Below are 20,956 nucleotides of genomic sequence, written 5' to 3'. Positions count from 1 at the left end.
AAGGTATGAACAAATTTCAACTGGTAGTTATTGGGGCAGGACCTGGTGGATATGTAGCGGCTATACGAGCATCACAGTTAGGGCTTAAAACTGCAGTTATAGAAAATAGACAGGTTGGAGGTACATGCCTAAATAGAGGTTGTGTTCCAACAAAATCTATGCTTCATGCTGCAGAAGTTTATGCGGAAATTAAACACGCTGGAAAACTTGGTATAAATGTTGAAAATGTAACATTCGATATAGAAGCTGTTTACAATAGAAAAGAAGAAACCATTGATGGTCTTCGCAAGGGTATAGAGCAATTATTTAAAAGCAATGGGGTAGAACTTTTAAATGGTACTGCTACCATTGTTGGAGAACACCAGATTATGTTTGTGGATGCAGAAGGAAATTCACAAGATATCGAGGCGGATAATATTATTATCGCCACTGGATCTGTTCCTTCAAAACCACCGATTGAGGGTTCAAATCTTCCAAATGTGGTTACCAGTGATGATCTTCTAGGCATGAATACTATGTATGACCATTTAATCGTTGCCGGTGGTGGAGTTATAGGCATGGAGTTCGCTTCACTTTACAATAGCTTTGGAAAAGAAGTAACAGTTATTGAACTCATGGACAAGATACTTCTAAGAACTGATAAAGAAGTTTCCCAAAATCTTGCCATGATAATGAAAAAAAGAGGCGTGAAAATAAATACAAAATCTATGGTAAAATCCATTAGCCAGGAGCCAGATGGAAAACTTAAATGTACTTATGCCACTGGAGATAAAGAGAGCAGTGTTGTAGGGGATGCAGTACTTTTAGCACTTGGTAGAAGACCTAATACAACATATTTATTTGGTCAGGGATTCTCTGTAGAGATGAGCCCAAGAGGATTCGTGGTTACTGATGAAACTTACAGAACTTCAGTTAAGAATATTTATGCCATCGGTGATGTAAATGGTGGCATACAGCTTGCCCACGTGGCTTCGGCACAGGGCATCATAGCTGTGGAGCATATATTAGGAAAGGAACCTTCCATAGACATAAATGTGGTACCGGATTGTGTATACACTAATCCAGAAATTGCAAATGTGGGACTTACAGAAGAGGACGCAAAGGAAAAGGGCATCAACTATTCAGTGGGTAAGGCATCTATGCTTTCTAATTGCCGTTCTACTATTGCAATGCAGGATAGAGGATTTATCAAAGTTGTATACGACAATGATAAGGACTGTATCATAGGTGCTCAACTTATGTGCGCAAGGGCAACAGATCAGATAAATGAATTTGCTACAGCTATAGTAAACAAGCTAAATAAGGAACAGTTAGCATCGGTTATAAGGCCTCACCCTACTTTTGGAGAGGCAGCCACAGAAGCTATAGAGGATTTAGATGGTATGGCAATTCATGTTGTGAAAAAGAAAAGCCTGAAATAATATATCTTTTATGCCGTCAATCGCAATGAGGTGATTGGCGGCATTTTTTATGTTTTTTTCTTCAATTGCAAAATTACAAGAATATTATACCATATAAATATATATTTTACCTGTGTGTTGTGATATACTTAATATGCACTTCATATAAATCTAAAATATTATTTAAAGAATAGTCATATTAAAAAGGGGAATTTTTTATGGAGAAACATTTATTTAAACACAAGTTTTTGTTGATTTCCAAATTCACATGGGGTTTAATGGAAACAATAGTATCCTTAGTAGCGGCATTTTTCATGGGCTATATAGTTGATTGCATTGTAGATAAAGATCTAAAAAAATTGATGTGGGGGATTGCAATTCTAATTACTTTAATGTTAGTGCAATTCATTGTCATATACATGTATAGATATCTAGAAGGAAAGTTTATAAAGGCATCTATTAAGGATTTAAAGGACGTGGTATTCGATTCGGTTATAAATTATGATGTGAAGAGGTTTAACAGTGAGAGCACTGCTTCATATATATCTAATCTAACTACGGATATGGATATAATAAGCAAAAAATATTATAGAAGTGTTTTTGAAATATTTGAGAATTTAACCTTGTTAATTGGTGGAGTAGCTTACATGATTTTCATTCACCCACTTATGGCGGCCATAGTAGTTGGCATGGGACTTTTCATGCTGTTAATTCCTACGTTCATGGGCAAAGCCTTGGGTAGAAAGCAGAAATCTTATTCTGACAGTATGGAAGAGTTTAGAACTATTACTCAAGATAATCTGTCGGGTTTTGAAGTAATAAAAAGTTTTAATATTGGGTCAATGGTATTCCATAAATTTTTTAATGCTAACAAGAAGTCAGAAAAAGCCAAGATGAAGTATAATAACACCACCCAGGTTTTAGATAGTAGCTGTGAATTTTTGAATTCACTCATACAGACGGGATTGACCGGTGTTGGTATATTTTTAGTCTTAAAGGGGAAAATGACTTTAGGTGTCTGCATAAGTGCCATTCAATTGATGAACTATATATTACAACCTATGAGTAGTTTATCCAGAAATATAAGTATGTTTAAATCCGTAAAGCCTATCATAGCAAAATTGGATGGTCTTCTTAGAAAGGGTACTAAGGAGCATAAAAATTATGAGGAACTTCAGGGGTTTGAGAAGTCTATTGAATTCCAGGATGTATGTTTCTCTTATACTGAGGAGCGAAAAATATTGGATGGTATATCCCTTAAAATAAACAAGGGTGAAAAATGTGCCATAGTAGGGGGCAGTGGCTGTGGTAAGTCTACTCTAATAAAATTATTATTGGGATTTTATGATGATTATACAGGCACCATTACCATTGATGGAAAAGATGTAAAGGATATTAGTCCTAGTAGTTTGTACCAATATATATGTCCCATAGAACAAAAGGTGTACATGATGCAGGACACCATTGAAAATAATATTAAATTGTATAAGGAATATAGCCCTGAAGCAGTTCAATACGCCATAGACAATACGGGACTATCTGATTTGATTGGCTCACTGGATCAAGGAATAAAAACCCTTGTCACTGAAGATGCTAGTAACTTTTCAGGGGGAGAGAGCCAGCGAATATCCATTGCCAGAGCACTAGTTAAACATACTCCGGTGTTAATTCTAGATGAGGCTACCTCTAGTTTGGACAATATTAATGCCTATAACATTGAAAAATCTTTAATGTCCATAAAGGATTTAACTTGTGTGGAAGTAACCCATAAATTTAATAAGGACATTTTGCGTAGGTATGATAAAGTCATTGTTCTAAAAGATGGAAAGGTTGTTGAAATCGGTACTTTCGATGAACTCATAGATAGGAAACAATACTTCTACAGTTTGTACAATGTTACAGCAAATGATGTTCATACGCAGCAATGTGCGGGTTAGGGGGAAATGCCATGAAAAAATATATTTTTAAATACAAGTTTCTTTTCTTTACAACTGTTTTAATATCGCTGATTACCAGTGCACTGCAAATTGCTGAAGCATATGCATTAAAAATGATAACCGATGTGGCAGTTAGCAAATCTTTCGATGAACTTCGTACTAGCTTGATATGCTGTGTGTCTATTGGACTAGGTATATATATTTCAAAATCTCTATATGCTTTTATGAAAAATAAATTTATATGCAAAACTTTAGTAAATATAAGAAATGAAGCTTATAATGGCATAGTAAGAAAGGATATTGTATCGTTCAAAAAAGTGGATATTGGCTCTTATACATCCAACCTAACCAATGACATAGATGTAATTGAATCCGATTATATGACAATGATCTTTGAGGTTATAAGAAATTTAATGGTATTTGCTTTTGCCATAGTATCCCTAGTAATGATAAGTCCTCTTGTAACTATATATGTGTGCATAATCTCTCTTCTACCAATGTTCATTGCAGGGACAGCAGGTGGGAAAAGAAGAGAATATGTAGGGGCTATATCAAAAATGAATGAAAGACTTACTTCAAGATCCAAGGGAATATTTCAGGGATTTGAGCTTATAAAGGCTTATAATATAGAAAATAAAGTAAAGAAGGATTTTGAAAATTACAATGAAGACTGTGAGGAGAGCAAATTAAAAGCATCAAAATATGTTGCATTGATAAATGGCGTAATTAATATGACACATATGTTAATTCTACTCTCCCCTGTGATTTTAGCTGCATATATGGCTATTAAAGGTAAGTTTTCTGTGGGTACGGTAATGCAAATATTACAACTCATGAATTATGTGGGGATTCCTATAATAGTAATACCTTCATCTCTGCCTATGATTAAGGGTGCTAAACCTGTTATGGACAAGATTCTAGAATTAATTGATAGTGAAAGTAACGCTCTAGGGTCTCATGAGAAAAATTTATTTGAGCATGACATAACTTTTAAGGATGTTTGTTTTGCCTATGATGAGAACAAGCCATTGCTGACTAATGCTAGCCTTACCATAAAAAAGGGCGAAAAATGTGCTATAGTGGGTAATAGCGGTTGTGGAAAATCTACTTTTGTAAAATTGCTAATGAGGTTCTATGACAACTACGAAGGAAGTATATCCATTGATGGCATGGATATTAAGGAAATTAAAATCGATGATATCTATAAATTAATATGTCCCATAAACCAGAAGGTATTTATGTTCAATGACACAGTGAAGAACAATGTAAAATTATACAATGACTACGATGATTCAGATACCAATGAAGCAATGGTGAAGTCCGGATTGAAAGAGCTCATAGATAAATTGCCTCAGGGTGTAGACAGTGAGGTAGGAGAGAATGGCAGTAACTTGTCTGGAGGGGAAAAACAGAGGATATCCATTGCTAGAGCTTTCATTAAAAATTGTCCTATTTTCGTTGTGGATGAGGCTACATCTAGCTTGGACAATGAGACAGCCTATAATATTGAAACTTCTCTTTTAGAAGAAGAAAATCTAACTTGTCTTGTGGTTACTCACAAACTGAACAAGGAAATTCTAGAGAGATATGATAAAATTGTTGTAATCAATAATGGCACAGTTGATGAAGAGGGTACTTTTGAAGAATTGATGAATAGAAAAGAATACTTCTACAGTTTATATAATGTGGCAAATTAAGAAAACTCCTTCCACCGGTGTATGGTTCACCTTGTGGAGGGAGTTTTTTTATGTATGATATAATCTATGGTACAATAATATTTTTTGATATTTTGCCATTCTCTAATTTATATGATGTAAAAGCCTTTTGTGACCATTTTTTATTGTGTGTTACCATAATAACTGCGTTATTTTCTTTGGCTCGTTGTGTAAATAAATCAGTTATTATCTCTGACCATTTGTCGTCAAGATCGTTTGTAGGTTCATCGGCTAGTATCAATGGAGCACTGCCCATTAGTGCTCTTGCAATTATTAATCTCCTTCTCTGACCAACACTTAGTTGGTGAGGGAGATAATTTTTGCGGTCACTTAACCCCATTTTTTCTATAAAGAAATCAGCCTTTTCCTTTACTTTTGATTTGGAAATTTTTTCTTTTAACCATAATGCTTCAGTGAGGTTTTCCCAGGCGGATAATGCAGAAAAAAGAATTGTTTCCTGAAATATGAATGAGGTATTGTTTTTACGCCATTTGGTTTTTTCCTTATCTGATAATGAGGCAATATCTGTACCTTTAAATAGAAGTTGTCCACTTGTTGGTTTAATTAAGCCCCCCATAAGATACAGTAGTGTACTTTTTCCTGTACCAGAAGGACCTTCTATTGATATAAAATCTCCTTCATTAACTGTCATTGATATGTTGTCTATTGGCGTGTAATCGTCTTCGTTATATTTTTTAGTTGTATTTTTTATATCATATAATATATTCATTAGTCGATTCCTCCCTTACCAATAGCAGACATTGGCTCCATTTTTGATGCAATATAACAAGGAACTATACAGGATAACATGGAAAGAATGACTGATAATCCTAAGCCACATAATGAATAAATCAAAGCTTGTTTTATTGAATGAAATCCCAATGAAATATTTAGTAAGTTTTTAATGAAATTTACTGCCGGTATGGATACAAATCCCCCAATTATGCACCCTATGATACCACCCATAATAACCAAAGTGGTTGTTTCAGCTAACATTATTATAAAAACTTTTTCTACGCTGCAACCCATAGCACGCATTAAACCAATCTCGGAACGCCTAGTTCTTGTCAAAGACGCAAATCTATCCCAAAGGGTTATCACCGATAAACATAAAATAATTATCCATAAAAACCAAACTATTATGCTAAATGAATCTACTTGTTTTTTTGTTGAGCTTATAACACTGTTAGTTTGCGTTACAGTAATGTCCAGATTCAGTTTTTTTATATTATCTGCAATTTTTTCAGTGCTATATCCATCATTTGCTTTGATCAATACAGAAGAGATTAAGGTGTTTATATCCCTTCCATTAAACAATTCTTGTAAAAAGGGACTGTTTTTTGCCAGAACTCGAGCGGTATTAATATCTATAAACATGGTATCATCCATTCCACTGCCAGTTTCGTAAAGTTTGCCAGCAACGTTAAATCGCTTGCCAAGTAGTATAGTGACGTTACCTAAGAATGAAGGAACATTTCCACCGCAGATAACTTGATCCTCTAATGGGTAATCCATATTTTCAGCTTCTAGCCAAGGTGACAATATAAAATCAGAGTTTTTATCATATCCGACAAGTCTTATTTCTTTTCCAATACTACAACAACTTTCTTCTAAAGTTTGAGTAAAAAATTGTGGCGTAACTTGCTTAATTCCTTTCACGGTAGATATTTTGTCCATAATATCACTGTTCATGTATTCATTTTGGGGGTCTCCCGTGAATAACGTATGGTATGAACTTTGATTTCCTTTTCCAGGTAATACAATTAAATCTGCGCCTAATCTATCTTTGGTTAATTTTAAACCTTTTTCAACAGCACCATATGTTGATAAAATTATCACAAAAATAAAGACAGTGATGGCTGTTATGAGAATAGTCACAAAACTCTGGGACCGCCTATTAACAATGTTTTTATATGGGATTGTTTTCAAAATGAATTACCACCTTATCAATATATAATCAATAGCAATTAGTATATAGTATTTAACTTACTGCGTCAACAATTATAGTATTTGATTTTGTAATATAAAAAAGATAAAGAATTGGATATATCTATTTGACTTTTCCTGTGGAAATTTAGTATGCTTTACAAGGAAAAATGAAAATTATAAAACATACTGCAGTAATTTGTAATAATAAACATTTATAATTAAATTTTAATAACAAATATAGGAGTAAGGGGAATTATTTATGTTAGATGTCTCAATTAAAAATGTAAGTTTTTCGTATGATAAAGAACCTGTGCTTGGGTCTATAGATTTGGATGTCAGTGCAGGTGATTTTGTGTGCTTACTTGGTCAATCAGGTTGTGGGAAAAGTACATTACTTAGATTAATTGCAGGACTTGAAAAGCCTAATAGTGGTGAAATCTTGATTCATGGTAATACAATTAAAGGTCCTGGGCTAGACAGAGGGATGATATTCCAAGATTATGGATTATTTCCGTGGATGACTTCAGGAGAAAATATAGCACTAGCATTAAAACAAAAATTTAAAACCATGAATAAGAGTGAACGTGAAAATCTTGCAAAACAGTGGATGGCAAATGTAGGGCTTGAGGAAAGTTTGTTTGATAAATTGCCTTTATCGCTTTCCGGTGGTCAAAGACAAAGGTGCGCAATTGCACGTGCATTTGCTATCGATCCGCCAGTGTTATTGATGGACGAGCCTTTTGGTGCACTAGATGCAGTTACAAAAGCATTATTGCAGGATACAGTTTTAGAATTATGGGCTAAAGAAGAGGAAAAAAGAAAAACTATTTTCTTTGTAACACACAGCGTGGATGAAGCATTGCTTTTAGCTACTGACATCTTTGTTTTAGGACAATCGCCAAGTAAAATTATTTATCATCATTCATTTAAGGGTAAAGAAAAACCTAAAAGAGAAACCATGTTTTCAAATCCTGAAGTTATGGAAATAAGAAATAAGCTTATAAAGATTATTAATGATGAAATTCAATCAAAAGCAGAAGCCAAGAAAAAATAGGTTATAAAGTAACTGGTACATGCAAATCAAAGGAGAAAATATATGAAAAAATTAAAAAAAGTTCTATCAGTGTTTATTTTTGCAACCTTTTTGCTATGCGGTTGTTCAAGTTCAATTGACAGCATAAAGTTAGGAAAAGATTCAGGAGACAAAACTTCTAAAACGGATAAAAAAGCTAAATACAAGATTTCCGTTGCAGCTCAAGCAACATCAGGACAAGTATTCCAATATATGGCTGAAAAAAGAGGCTATTTGGAAGAAGAGGATGTTGAAGTTGAGATGGTTTACATCAACAATGGTACAGATGCATTCTCAGCACTCTCATCAGGTCAAGTTGATGTAATTTCCACATACGGTACAGGTGGTCCACTTATTCAAATTGCAAATGGACAGGAATTTACTGTTTTTGGTGGGTATATGATAATTGGCGAAACACCGGCCTACGGTTTACCAGGAACTAAATGGGAAAAACTTGAGGATTTTAAGGGTAAAAAAATAGGCATTATGCGTGGGGGAACACCTGACGTTGTTTTAAAAGGTGTGCTTTATGACGCAGGACTTTACAATGATGTAACATTTGTAGAATTCAAAAAGAACCCTGATGTTTTACAAGCTGTAAGAAATGGTGAAGTCGATTTTGGTGCAACTTCAACAGGTTTCCAAGTACAAGCTGCAGAGATGGGATTAGAAGTAAAAATGTGGCCTGATGATTTTTGGCCAAATCACTCTTGTTGCAGAATGTTATCTAAAACAACATGGTTAGAAAAAAATCCAGAAGCAATTCAAGCTTTATTACGTGCTTATCTACGTGCTGAAGAGGATATGCATAAAGAAGGTGGAATGGATGAAGTTGTTGATTTAGTAGTTAAGAATCTTGATTTAGGTAAAAAAACTGTTGAAAGCTTTGTAAAAAGCCCTCATATGCTATACGATTCAGATCCATATGTAAATAGTGTTATTAAGATGTGGAATAAAATGAATGATTTCGGATACATAAAAGATACAAATGTAAAAATTGAAGACCACGTTGAAAATCAAAATTACAAGAAGGCTTTGGATGATTTGATTAAAAGATATCCAGATAGCAAGTTTTTTAAAGATAAACTAGAGATTTACAATACAAATAACTCTAAAGCATTTAGCAAATAGTTGGGCTGTTCACTTTGGGTGCAAACACCCAAAGTGATGTTTTCAAATTGAATTTAAAGGAGTATTACAATGAAGGCAAAATTACAGAAAAATTTAGGTATTATTTTAATTGGTGTATTTATTGTAGTAGTTTATGAGCTATTAACAGATGTTTTTGGTATACTAGATCCATTTTTGTTTAAGGGCCTGTCAATAGTCATTCCATTGTTTGTGAAATATCTACCGCAGCTAATCAATGGATTAGGTAGTTCTATGATATTACTTGTATCGGCATACACCATTTCGCTGGTGTTAGCAATAAGTTTAGGAGTTATAATAGGATTAAAAAAGAATTTACGTAGAAATATTACCCCATACATAAATGCATTTAGCGCTGTACCAGCTACATTGCTTACACCATATGCTATACATATTTTCCCAACATTTCGTATGGCGTCAATATTTATTATATTTCTAGGTTCATTTTGGCCGATTTTAGGGTCAACCATCAGTGCGGTTATGACTATAGATAAAAGATATTTGGAAAATGCTGCAACTTTAGAGATGCCTCGTATGGAAAAGCTATTTAGGGTTATATTGCCGGCAGCATCTCCAGCGATTTTAGTAGGTTGTACAATAGCATTAAAATTCTCTTTTGTATTGTTGGCCGTTGCTGAAATGTTTGGTGCTACTTCAGGAATGGGATATTTCATTCAATATTTTTCAGACTTTGCACGCTTTGATTTAGTAATGGTCGGATTTATCTTTATGTCTTTTGTTTTGGTAATAGTTATGTATTTGTTTGATTTAATTAAATCAAAGATCCTGTTTTGGACAACAAATAATTAAAAAACGAATTGAGGGATATTAAAATGAAAAGTGGATATAAAAGTATTTTGGTTTTGCTTCAGGCAGTGGCCGCTTTATTGATAATAGGTGCTGTGTATATTTGGGCGCCAGTATGTGATAAACTATTGAAGTTGGAGAATGGGAAAATGGTTCCTATGAAGTGTGCTCATTCTGCAAAGTTATTTGTTGCTTTAGCTATAATTATTTTGCTTGTAGCAATAATTACGTTCCTTTCTAAAAGAGCTGGAGCTGCTATTCAATTAGTAGTATTTATTGCAGGTGTATTATTGTTCTTGAATACTTTCTCATCATTTATAGGAATTGGCATTTGCACAAAGATCGAAATGCCATGTAATGTAACAGCTCTTTGGGTTAGAATTTGTTCTATAATTGCTATGATTTCTTCCTTGGCATATGTGATACTTGAAGATAAAAAGTCACGTATTCCGAACTAGCTAATCAATACACTGAGAAATGGATTACTAGCTTTGCAATTTTGTATAAGACTAGTAATCTATTTCATACACGTTAAAAAATTTTTATCAAAAATGTTGACACAATATGCTATAACTGATATAATAAATCTTGTCGTTACGTAGTAATGATAACGCGGAGAGATGGTCGAGTTGGTTTAAGGCACCGGTCTTGAAAACCGGCGTACGTGTGAGCGTACCGTGGGTTCGAATCCCACTTTCTCCGCCACAATTTATATAAAAACAAAAGATTTCAGCGTGGAGAAATACTCAAGTGGCTGAAGAGGCGCCCCTGCTAAGGGCGTAGGTTGGGTAACCGGCGCCCGGGTTCAAATCCCGGTTTCTCCGCCAAAAGTATCATCAATGATTTAATTATCGTTGATGATTTTTTTTCTGCTTAAAGCTAAGAACATAATCTAGGGGTTTGTTACAAGGGCTAGCTATGAGATAAAGTAAAGGGATGCGCAAAATTATCCAAAATGATTTGCGGCATCCCTTTCATGTTTTAGTATTTTATTTCATTTTCAGATTTTGCAACTATTACAGTACAAACTGCATCCCCTGTGATATTTGTAGTGGTTCTAAACATATCAACTATTCTATCCACACTTAATACTAGGGCAGCTCCCTCTAGTGGGAGTCCCACTTGTTGTAATACCATGGTCAGCATTACCACACCGGCACTTGGCACCCCTGCAGTTCCAATGGAAGAAAGAGTAGCTATGAGAATTACCATTAGCTGCTGTTGGATGCTTAAGTTCATGCCGAAGACCTGAGCGATGAATATGGCTGCTACACCTTGCATTATGGCGGTACCATCCATATTTATTGTGGCACCAAGAGGAATGGTGAAACTGCTCACTTTTTCGGAAACTCCCAGCTTATTATTACAAGTGTCCATGTTTACGGGAATGGTAGCATTGCTACTAGAGGTACTGAATCCTACTAACATCACCGGCCAAAACTTTTTGAAGAAGGCTATAGGACTCATCTTGGCAAGAAGCTTTAAAAGGGTTCCATAAGTCACAAATGTGTGCATGGCTAATGCAAAAACTACTACAGCAACATATTTAAACAATGAAAGTAGAATGCTTGTACCTTGGCTAATTATAACTTTGGAGATTAGTGCAAAAACTCCTATGGGAGCAAACATCATCACAAGGCTTATTATTTTTAATAATATGTTGTTGATCTGTTCGCTTAATTTAACTATGGGAGAGGCTTTTTCGCCTATTAGCGTTATAGCCACGCCGAATACCATGGCAAAAAATATGACCTGTAGCATGTTTCCTTCTACCATAGCTTGAATTGGATTTGTTGGGATCATGTTAGTGAATACATCCATTATAAAAGGTGCCGTGGCGGTATTTAATTCTGCAGTGGTTTTTAAAGCTGTTACTCCAATGCCAGGTTTTAAAATGTTTGCTATTATTAGAGCAAAACTAACGGCAAAAGCTGTGGTTACCAGATAAAAGGCAATGGTTTTTCCTCCGATTCTACCCAGCTTTTTTATATCTCCTATGCTAGCAGTGCCCACCACTAATGAAAAGAACACAAGAGGTACTACTACCATTTTTATTGCCCTTAAAAACATATCTCCTAGTGGTCCTAAGGCCCATTTTGCTATTGCTTCATTGATGTTTTGCGATACAAAGTTGCTGCATAGAAGACCGAAGACAATTCCTAAAATTAACGATACTAATATTTTGCTTGTGGATGATAACTTTTTCATGATAAACCTCCTTGAAATGCAATATTTAAATTTATAACTTTCATAATAAAAAGTGATTTATACTATTTATAACAAATACTACTTATATATAATACATGTTTCAAAGAAAATTGCAAGTGATATTAAAAATAAAATGCAAAAAATGCAATTGTGAAAATTACAAAATGCATTTTGTAAAATGTAATTTGTGGAGGGTGTGTTACAAGGGCTAGCCATCAGATAAAATTTTATTTAAGGTATTGACAAACTACCTATACATTATGTATAATAATTAATGTTCGTGAGTCAAATATGTGGAGAGATGGTCGAGTTGGTTTAAGGCACCGGTCTTGAAAACCGGCGTACGTGTGAGCGTACCGTGGGTTCGAATCCCACTTTCTCCGCCAAATCCTACCAGTAAAACTGGTAGGATTTTTTTGCGTTAAATAGAATAAATATTGGGACAATATTATCTTAACGCAATCTTAATGCCTCCCATTTTACATTAATACCTTCTTAAAATACTTATGATTATACTGTTAATGTATATAAACGAAGGGAGACGAGCAGTGATGAGTGTATTTTTACAATATGTTATTTATTTAGTTACATTAGTTATATTGGCTATACCGCTAGGAACATATATAAAAAAAGTTATGGCAGGAGAAAAAACTTTTCTTTCGGGGGTTTTAGTTCCTTGCGAAAAAGCGGTGTATAAGGTGCTTCGTATAAACAGTGATGAGGAAATGAATTGGAAGAGATACCTTGTAAGTGTGCTGATATTTTCGGGGGTTGGACTTATATTCTTGATTTTATTGCAGACGTTTCAATTAATTCTCCCTGGGAATCCTCAAAAACTATCTGGGGTATCGTGGCATTTATCCTTTAATACAGCAGTAAGTTTTATTACAAATACAAATTGGCAGGCATATAGCGGTGAATCCACATTGAGTTATTTTACTCAGGCTGTTGGACTTACAGTACAGAATTTTGTTTCTGCAGCTACGGGAATTGCTGTATTATTTGCATTAATTCGTGGCTTTATAAGAGTGAAAACAGATAAGCTTGGCAGCTTTTGGGTTGACATGACTAGGATTATTATTCATGTATTGATTCCTTTAAACCTTGTTATAGCTCTTTGTCTTGTTGGCGGGGGTGTAGTACAAAATCTAAAAGCTGCTGAAAAGGTTGCACTTTTAGAACCTATTGCATTAAGCGTAGATGGACAAGTTATTGAAGGTGCTGAAATCAATTTAAAAAACAAAACTGCTACTTTAGATGGGAACTTAATTAAAGGGGCACAAATAGTCACAGAACAATTTGTACCTATGGGACCTATGGCAAGTCAAGTTGCTATTAAGCAGTCTGGTACAAATGGTGGGGGATACAATGGAGTTAATTCTGCTCATCCTCTAGAAAATCCCAATGTATTTACTAATTTAATCGAAATGCTTTCTATTTTGCTTATTCCAACAGCACTTTGTTTTACTTTTGGAAAGAGCATAGGGAATAAAAAACAGGGGAAAGCCATTTTCTTAGCTATGTTTATATGTCTTGTAGTGGCTTTAGCTTCCATAGCGAGCAGCGAACAATTTGCCACAACAAAACTTACACAAAACCATGATATTAATGTAAGTATGATAGATCAAGCAGGTGGAAATATGGAGGGCAAGGAATCTAGATTTGGCATTGCTTCATCATCTGCATGGGCAGCTTTTACTACAGCAGCTTCAAGTGGTTCTGTTAATTCAATGCATGACAGCTATACACCTCTTGGCGGTATGGTTACCATGATTTTAATGCAGTTGGGCGAGGTAATCTTTGGTGGTGTTGGATGTGGACTTTATGGAATGTTGGCATTTGCAATTCTTACCGTATTTATTGCGGGACTTATGGTTGGACGTACACCGGAATTCTTGGGCAAAAAAATAGAACCTTACGAGATGAAGTGGTCAGTACTTGTTTGTTTGGCAACCCCCATAGCTATACTTGTAGGTAGTGGTATTGCAGCTATAATACCACAAGTTACAGATAGTCTAAATAACAGTGGAGCGCATGGTTTCTCAGAACTACTGTATGCTTATTCATCCTGTGGTGGGAACAATGGTTCGGCCTTCGCTGGATTTAATGCAAATACTGTATTTTTTAATGTTTCACTTGGATTAGTTATGCTATTTGCAAGATTTCTACCTATGATTGGCACTCTTGCTATTGCTGGTAATTTGGCGGGTAAGAAAAAGATAGCAAATACATCGGGAACACTTTCAACGACTAATGGAATTTTTATATTCTTGTTAATAGTTATAGTTATGTTGATAGGTGCGCTTAGCTTTTTCCCGGCACTGGCTCTTGGACCACTTGCCGAATTTTTTAGTTAACTATGATTGTAAGGAGGCCTTAATATGGAGGCAAAAACAAAAAGTGGCTTTGCCGATAAAAAGATGATTGGAAGAGCCATAAAAGATTCTTTTATTAAGTTAAATCCAAAGACACAGGTAAAAAATCCTGTAATGCTTCTTGTATATATATCAGCAATTTTAACATCAGCACTGTGGATAGTGGCTTTGTTTGGGGTAAAGGATGTTTCTTCAGGCTACACCTTTGCCATTGCTATTATACTGTGGTTCACTGTAATATTTGCAAACTTTGCTGAAGCTATAGCTGAAGGTAGGGGTAAGGCTCAAGCTGATTCCCTTCGTGCAGCTAAAAAAGATGTAGATGCATACAAGATTAGATCTGTAGATGAAAAGGATAATTTCACCGTAGTATCTTCTGTAAGTCTTAAAAAAGGTGACCTTGTCATTGTAAAAGCTAGTCAGCAGATTCCAGCTGATGGAGAAGTTGTTGATGGTGCCGCTTCTGTAGATGAAAGTGCCATTACAGGAGAATCAGCTCCTGTAATTCGTGAAAGTGGTGGAGACAGAAGTGCAGTTACAGGCGGAACTACAGTGCTTTCAGACTGGATTATTGTTGAAGTTACTAGTGAGGCGGGAGAAAGTTTTCTTGATAAGATGATTGCCATGGTAGAGGGTGCTGCAAGAAAGAAAACACCTAATGAAATAGCATTGCAGATTTTTCTTGTAGCCCTCTCCATCATATTTATACTTGTTACTTTATCACTATATAGCTATTCTGTATTTTCAGCAAAACAGGTAGGTGTAGAAAATCCTACATCTGTTACAACTTTGGTAGCATTACTTGTCTGTCTGGCTCCAACAACCATAGGTGCTCTTCTATCGGCCATAGGCATTGCAGGAATGAGCAGGCTTAATCAGGCCAATGTGCTAGCGATGAGTGGACGAGCTATTGAAGCGGCTGGTGATGTAGATATTTTGATGCTTGATAAAACTGGTACTATAACATTAGGAAATAGACAGGCATATGAATTCGTTCCTGTTGATGGTGTTAGTGAAAAGGAACTGGCAGATGCAGCTCAGCTTTCATCTCTTGCAGATGAGACTCCAGAGGGTAGGAGTATAGTGGTTTTGGCAAAAAAGAAATTTGGAATTCGTGGAAGAAAGCTTGAAGACAAACATATGGAATTCGTACCTTTTACGGCCAAAACCCGTATGAGCGGTGTGAATTTTGATGGTATGGAGATAAGAAAAGGTGCTGCAGATTCTGTTAGAGAATATGTATTAGAAAATGGAGGAATTTACAGCAAGGAATGTGAGGAAAAAGTAAATGCTATTGCAAAGCTAGGTGGCACTCCTCTAGTTGTAGAAAAAAATCATAAAATACTGGGAGTAATTCACCTTAAAGATATAATTAAACAAGGTGTTCAGGAAAAGTTTGCAGACCTTAGAAAGATGGGTATAAAGACCATAATGATAACGGGAGATAATCCACTTACAGCAGCGGCTATTGCAGCAGAAGCAGGTGTAGATGATTTTCTTGCAGAGGCAACCCCGGAAGGAAAGCTTGAGATGATAAGAGATTTTCAGAGTAAAGGACATCTTGTAGCCATGACAGGCGATGGAACCAATGATGCCCCAGCTCTTGCCCAAGCAGACGTGGCAGTGGCTATGAACAGTGGAACCCAGGCAGCGAAAGAGGCTGGAAATATGGTAGATCTTGATTCTTCACCAACTAAATTAATTGATATTGTAAGAATAGGAAAGCAACTTCTTATGACAAGAGGTAGTCTTACAACGTTTTCAATTGCCAATGATTTGGCAAAATATTTTGCTATAATACCAGCATTGTTTATGGGGATTTATCCAGGACTATCAGCGTTAAATATAATGAGTCTTCATTCTCCACAGAGCGCCGTATTATCTGCAATTATTTACAATGCACTTATTATTGTAGCTTTGATTCCTTTGGCATTAAAAGGGGTAAAATATAGGGAAGTTTCAGCTGGAAAGCTATTATCTCGTAACTTGCTTGTATATGGCCTTGGAGGCCTTGTAGCACCATTTGTCTTTGTAAAGTTGATTGATATGATACTAGTAGTTTGTGGATTAGTATAAGGGAGGGAAAAACATGAAAACATTGAAAGGTATATTAGCTCCTGCCATAGTAATATTTATAATTTTTACAGTGCTCTGCGGTGTAATTTACACAGGTGTGGTTACAGCCATGGCTCAGCTTATTTTTCCACACAAGGCTAATGGCAGTATTATTAATGTTAATGGTGTTAAATATGGCAGCGAATTGCTTGGACAACAGTATACAGATGATGGTCATATGTGGGGAAGAATCATGAATATTGATGTTTCAACTTACAAAGATGAGAATGGGAAAATCCTTATGTACTCTTCACCTTCAAATCTTAGTCCTAATAGCGAAGAGTATGGAAAACTTCTAAAGCAGCGTGTAGAAAAGATTAGAAGGTCCAATCTGGATATGGCTTATACTAAAATTCCAGAAGATCTTCTTACTTGTTCAGGTAGTGGTCTTGACCCACATATTTCCCTAGCAGCTGCAAAGTATCAGGTAAAAAGAATTGCCAAGTCAAATAATATGTCCGAGGGTAAAGTACAACAAATAATTGAAAAATGTACTGAAGAAAAATTCCTTGGAATACTTGGAGAGAAAACTGTAAATGTATTAAAGGTTAATTTGATGATAGATGGTATATTATAATAATGATATGATTAATGTAGAATAAAGAATTTATCTGCTGGAGGCGGAGTATGGATGATGTTCGTGCAAATCCCGATGAATTGTTAAAGGCCATTCAAAATGAGGAAAAGGAAAGAAAACTGGGACAATTAAAAATCTTTTTTGGTTATGCCGCTGGTGTGGGAAAAACCTATGCTATGTTGCAAGCTGCTAAGGATGCCAAATCTTATGGTATAGATGTGGTTGCGGGATATGTTGAACCCCATGAAAGATTAGAAACTAGTGCTATGCTAGAGGGACTTGAGATAGTTCCACCTCAAAAGATAAAACACAATAATATGGTTCTAAAGGAATTTGATATAGACGCAACGCTGAAAAGAAATCCTCAGCTTGTATTGGTAGATGAATTAGCACATACTAATGCCCGTGGTTGTAGGCATAATAAAAGGTATAAAGATGTACAGGAACTTCTAAAGGTGGGTATAGACGTTTACACCACTGTGAATGTGCAACATCTTGAGAGCTTGAATGATATTGTAGCATCCATAACGGGAGTCATGGTAAGGGAACGTATACCAGATAAGATGTTCGATGATGCGCAACAGGTTGAACTAATAGATATTGAACCCACGGAACTTATCGAAAGGCTTCGTGAAGGTAAAATATATAGAAAAATACAAGCTGAGAAGGCAGTAACTAATTTCTTTGCCATGGAGAATCTTGTAGCGTTAAGAGAAATAGCCATGAGAAGGTGTGCAGACCGTATAAATAAAATATCGGATAGTGAGAGAGTAAAAAGCAATGGTGAATATTTCACGGATGAGCATATACTGGTTTGCTTATCACCTTCACCTAGTGGAGCAAAGAGCATACGAACAGCTGCAAGGATGGCTAGTGCTTTTAAAGGAGATTTTACAGCATTATTTGTTGAGACTCCTAGCTTTTCTTCTGCAAGTCAAGAAGACAAAAAAAATCTCAGGGATAATATTCATCTAGCACAACAACTTGGTGCTAATGTGGAGACTTCATATGGTGATGATGTGGCGCTTCAGATTTCGGAATTTGCAAGGTTATCTGGTATATCCAAGATTGTGGTAGGGAGAAGTAGCATGCAAAGGAAACATTTCTTTAGTAAACCTACATTTATTGAAAAACTTACAGCATATGCTCCTAATCTCGATATTTATATAATACCGGACAAGCGTTCGTCAAACTACAAGTCTCGCAACAACTTTGATCCAAAACCTAAATTTAATATGGCAGATTTGTGGAAGAGTATTTCTATACTAGTTATTGCAACTATAATATGTCATATATTCTATAATGTTGGGTTTAGTGAAGCCAATATTATAACTGTTTATATTATGGGGGTGCTGGTGACTTCTATAATTGTGTCAGAGCGAATATATAGCTTAGTCTTTTCAGTAATAAGTGTGTTAACTTTTAATTTCTTTTTTACTGAGCCGAGATTTACATTAAATGCCTATGGATCTGGATATCCTGCTACTTTTGCTATAATGCTTATTTCAACGTTTATTACGGGAACATTGGCAACAAAGATAAAGAAAAATGCCAAGCAATCAGCTCAGACGGCGTTTAGGACAAAGGTATTATTTGATACAAATCAGCTTTTACAAAAAGCTAGGGAGAAAAGTGATATTATTGACATAACAGCTAATCAGATTATTAAATTGTTGGATAAGGATATCGTATTTTACCCATCAGATATGGAAAATCTTATGGAACCACAGATATTTACTGTGAGTGGACGTGAATCTAATAATGACTATACTTCCAAAAATGAGAAGGCTGTTGCAGCTTGGGTATTCAAAAATAATAAACATGCCGGAGCTACTACCAGCACTCTTTGTAATGCAAAATGCCTTTACTTAGCGGTAAGGGTTAATAATAACGTGTATGGTGTTGTTGGTATTGTCATAGGGCAATCACCTTTGGAATCCTTTGAAAATAGCATACTGCTCTCAATCCTTGGAGAATGTGCATTGGCCCTTGAAAATAGGCAGGCTGAAAAGGAAAAGGAAGAGGCTGCAGTTTTGGCTAAGAACGAACAATTGAGGGCTAGTTTGTTGAGAGCAATATCACATGATCTTAGAACACCACTTACGTCAATCTCAGGTAATGCGGGTATACTGATTTCTGATGAAAGTACATTAGTACCAGAAAAGAGGAAACAATTGTATAATGATATTTACGATGATTCTATGTGGCTTATAAATCTTGTAGAGAATCTTTTAGCTGTAACTAAAATTGAAGATGGAACATTGAACTTGAATATGTCTTCCGAACTTATGGAGGATGTAATAAGAGAGGCGCTGAGCCATATAGACAGGAAAAGTGTGGAGCACAATATAATTGTAAAAGAAACTGATGAATTTATTATGGCCAAAATGGATTCAAAACTTATCATGCAAGTTATAATTAATATTGTGGATAATGCTATAAAATATACACCTAAGGGTTCTAATATAAACATTTCTACATGGAAAACTGATGATAAGGTATTTGTTAAAATAGCCGATGATGGTTTGGGTATATCAGATGAATCAAAACCAAGAATATTTGATATGTTTTATATAGGCGATATGAAAATTGTTGACAGTAGAAGGAGCCTTGGTCTAGGCCTTGCTCTTTGCAAGTCCATAATCAATGTACACAATGGTGAGATATGGGTTAAAGATAATAAACCTTTTGGAACTGTATTTCAATTTAATCTACCAGCTGAGGAGGTAAATTTGCGTGAATAAACCATTAATATTAATTGTTGAAGATGATAATGCAATACGAAATTTAATTTCCACGGCTCTAGAAACTCATGGATACCGTTTTCATACGGCACCTACGGGCGATATAGCTGTCATGGAAGCAGTTTCGTATAATCCTGATATTGTATTGCTTGATTTAGGCTTGCCAGACATAGACGGTGTTGATGTTATAAAAAAAATACGTAGTTGGTCCAATATGCCTATAATTGTAATTAGTGCAAGAAGTGAGGATACTGATAAAATTCATGCATTAGATTCAGGTGCAGATGATTATATAACAAAGCCATTTTCTGTAGAGGAACTCATGGCTAGATTGCGTGTATCTATCAGAAGAATTAATTGCATTCCCGCCATGGGAAATGTTGAATCTGCTTTCTTTGTAAATGGGGATTTAAAAATTGACTATGCAGCCGGGTGTGTTTATATAAAATCGCAAGAACTTCATTTGACGCCCATCGAGTACAAACTTTTATGTCTCCTGGCAAAAAATATTGGTAAAGTTTTGACACATACATTTATTACTAAGGAAATATGGGGAAGTTCATGGGAGAATGATGTATCATCTCTTCGTGTTTTTATGGCTACATTGCGCAAAAAAATAGAAGCGGGTTCGTCATCGTCAGCACACAAATATATTCAGACTCATGTTGGTATAGGATATCGCATGTTAAAAATATAAATAAATTTAATTATTGAAGCTCATTTTTTATGGTAGATTGTTTTTTATTGATTTTTTATTTACTATATGATATTATAGTTAATAGAGTTTTAAGCATGCGTCAGTAGCTCAGTTGGATAGAGTAGCTGGCTACGAACCAGTTGGTCGGGAGTTCGAATCTTCTCTGACGCACCATAAACTATTGAAATGACTAAGTTCTTGAATAAAGGATTTAGTCATTTTTTATTAGTT

15 protein-coding genes and 4 tRNA genes are annotated in these 20,956 nt (G+C 35.4%); 16 read left to right on the top strand and 3 right to left on the bottom strand.

What is annotated here, in order from left to right; genetic code table 11:
• Positions 1 to 5 precede the first annotated feature (5 nt).
• The 3 genes from lpdA to BUA73_RS12690 all read left to right on the top strand — a co-directional run bounded on the left by lpdA (position 6) and on the right by BUA73_RS12690 (position 5,034).
• Positions 6 to 1,421, top strand: a complete 1,416-nt coding sequence (gene lpdA, locus BUA73_RS12700; RefSeq protein WP_072904490.1) for a dihydrolipoyl dehydrogenase — start codon at positions 6 to 8, stop codon at positions 1,419 to 1,421.
• Positions 1,422 to 1,618: 197 nt separating this feature from the next.
• Positions 1,619 to 3,337, top strand: coding sequence for an ABC transporter ATP-binding protein (locus BUA73_RS12695; RefSeq protein WP_072904489.1), 1,719 nt, complete (start codon positions 1,619 to 1,621; stop codon positions 3,335 to 3,337).
• An 11-nt stretch (positions 3,338 to 3,348) separates the two neighbouring features.
• A complete protein-coding gene (locus BUA73_RS12690; protein ID WP_072904488.1) occupies positions 3,349 to 5,034 on the top strand; it encodes an ABC transporter ATP-binding protein in 1,686 nt (561 codons plus the stop codon).
• A 64-nt stretch (positions 5,035 to 5,098) separates the two neighbouring features.
• Here BUA73_RS12690 and BUA73_RS12685 read toward each other — a convergent pair whose 3' ends face one another.
• Positions 5,099 to 5,782, bottom strand: coding sequence for an ABC transporter ATP-binding protein (locus tag BUA73_RS12685; protein ID WP_072904487.1), 684 nt, complete (start codon positions 5,780 to 5,782; stop codon positions 5,099 to 5,101).
• Positions 5,782 to 6,981, bottom strand: coding sequence for an ABC transporter permease (locus BUA73_RS12680; RefSeq protein ID WP_072904486.1), 1,200 nt, complete (start codon positions 6,979 to 6,981; stop codon positions 5,782 to 5,784). The genes BUA73_RS12685 and BUA73_RS12680 overlap by 1 nt, the downstream gene beginning before the upstream one ends.
• Before the next feature lie 259 nt (positions 6,982 to 7,240).
• On the opposite strand from BUA73_RS12680, the gene BUA73_RS12675 reads away from it, so the two are divergent.
• The 6 genes from BUA73_RS12675 to BUA73_RS12650 all read left to right on the top strand — a co-directional run bounded on the left by BUA73_RS12675 (position 7,241) and on the right by BUA73_RS12650 (position 10,836).
• Positions 7,241 to 8,035 carry an ABC transporter ATP-binding protein gene (locus BUA73_RS12675; RefSeq protein WP_072904485.1) on the top strand — a complete coding sequence of 265 codons (795 nt, stop codon included), beginning with the start codon at positions 7,241 to 7,243 and terminating at the stop codon, positions 8,033 to 8,035.
• A 42-nt stretch (positions 8,036 to 8,077) separates the two neighbouring features.
• Positions 8,078 to 9,184, top strand: coding sequence for an ABC transporter substrate-binding protein (locus tag BUA73_RS12670; protein WP_072904484.1), 1,107 nt, complete (start codon positions 8,078 to 8,080; stop codon positions 9,182 to 9,184).
• Between the two features lie 69 nt (positions 9,185 to 9,253).
• Entirely contained in the window at positions 9,254 to 10,012 is a 759-nt protein-coding gene (locus tag BUA73_RS12665) for an ABC transporter permease (RefSeq protein ID WP_072904483.1), read from the top strand.
• A gap of 23 nt (positions 10,013 to 10,035) precedes the next feature.
• Positions 10,036 to 10,467, top strand: a complete 432-nt coding sequence (locus BUA73_RS12660; protein ID WP_072904482.1) for a DUF4418 family protein — start codon at positions 10,036 to 10,038, stop codon at positions 10,465 to 10,467.
• Between the two features lie 156 nt (positions 10,468 to 10,623).
• Positions 10,624 to 10,714, top strand: a tRNA-Ser gene (locus BUA73_RS12655).
• A gap of 31 nt (positions 10,715 to 10,745) precedes the next feature.
• Positions 10,746 to 10,836 (top strand) — tRNA-Ser (locus BUA73_RS12650).
• Positions 10,837 to 10,990: 154 nt separating this feature from the next.
• Here BUA73_RS12650 and BUA73_RS12645 read toward each other — a convergent pair.
• On the bottom strand, positions 10,991 to 12,217 hold the full coding sequence (locus BUA73_RS12645; protein ID WP_072904481.1) for a dicarboxylate/amino acid:cation symporter: 1,227 nt from the start codon (positions 12,215 to 12,217) through the stop codon (positions 10,991 to 10,993).
• Between the two features lie 295 nt (positions 12,218 to 12,512).
• Between BUA73_RS12645 and BUA73_RS12640 the strand changes: the two genes are divergently transcribed.
• From BUA73_RS12640 to BUA73_RS12610, 7 genes are all read left to right on the top strand, one after another.
• Positions 12,513 to 12,603, top strand: a tRNA-Ser gene (locus BUA73_RS12640).
• Between the two features lie 162 nt (positions 12,604 to 12,765).
• Positions 12,766 to 14,574, top strand: a complete 1,809-nt coding sequence (kdpA, locus tag BUA73_RS12635) for a potassium-transporting ATPase subunit KdpA (protein ID WP_341465320.1) — start codon at positions 12,766 to 12,768, stop codon at positions 14,572 to 14,574.
• Positions 14,575 to 14,598: 24 nt separating this feature from the next.
• On the top strand, positions 14,599 to 16,668 hold the full coding sequence (gene kdpB / locus BUA73_RS12630; RefSeq protein ID WP_072904479.1) for a potassium-transporting ATPase subunit KdpB: 2,070 nt from the start codon (positions 14,599 to 14,601) through the stop codon (positions 16,666 to 16,668).
• Positions 16,669 to 16,681: 13 nt separating this feature from the next.
• Entirely contained in the window at positions 16,682 to 17,284 is a 603-nt protein-coding gene (gene kdpC / locus BUA73_RS12625) for a potassium-transporting ATPase subunit KdpC (protein ID WP_072904478.1), read from the top strand.
• Positions 17,285 to 17,334: 50 nt separating this feature from the next.
• Complete coding sequence (locus tag BUA73_RS12620) at positions 17,335 to 20,028, top strand: sensor histidine kinase (RefSeq protein WP_072904477.1); 2,694 nt, start codon at positions 17,335 to 17,337, stop codon at positions 20,026 to 20,028.
• Positions 20,021 to 20,725 (top strand): response regulator, encoded by a 705-nt coding sequence (locus tag BUA73_RS12615; protein ID WP_072904476.1) that lies wholly within the window; start codon positions 20,021 to 20,023, stop codon positions 20,723 to 20,725. The genes BUA73_RS12620 and BUA73_RS12615 overlap by 8 nt, the downstream gene beginning before the upstream one ends.
• A 97-nt stretch (positions 20,726 to 20,822) precedes the next feature.
• Positions 20,823 to 20,899: transfer RNA gene (locus BUA73_RS12610), tRNA-Arg, on the top strand.
• Positions 20,900 to 20,956 lie beyond the last annotated feature (57 nt).

The sequence above is a fragment of the Hathewaya proteolytica DSM 3090 genome (assembly GCF_900142225.1).
GTDB lineage: Bacteria > Bacillota > Clostridia > Clostridiales > Clostridiaceae > Hathewaya > Hathewaya proteolytica.
This window is presented reverse-complemented; position numbering and strand designations above follow the sequence as displayed.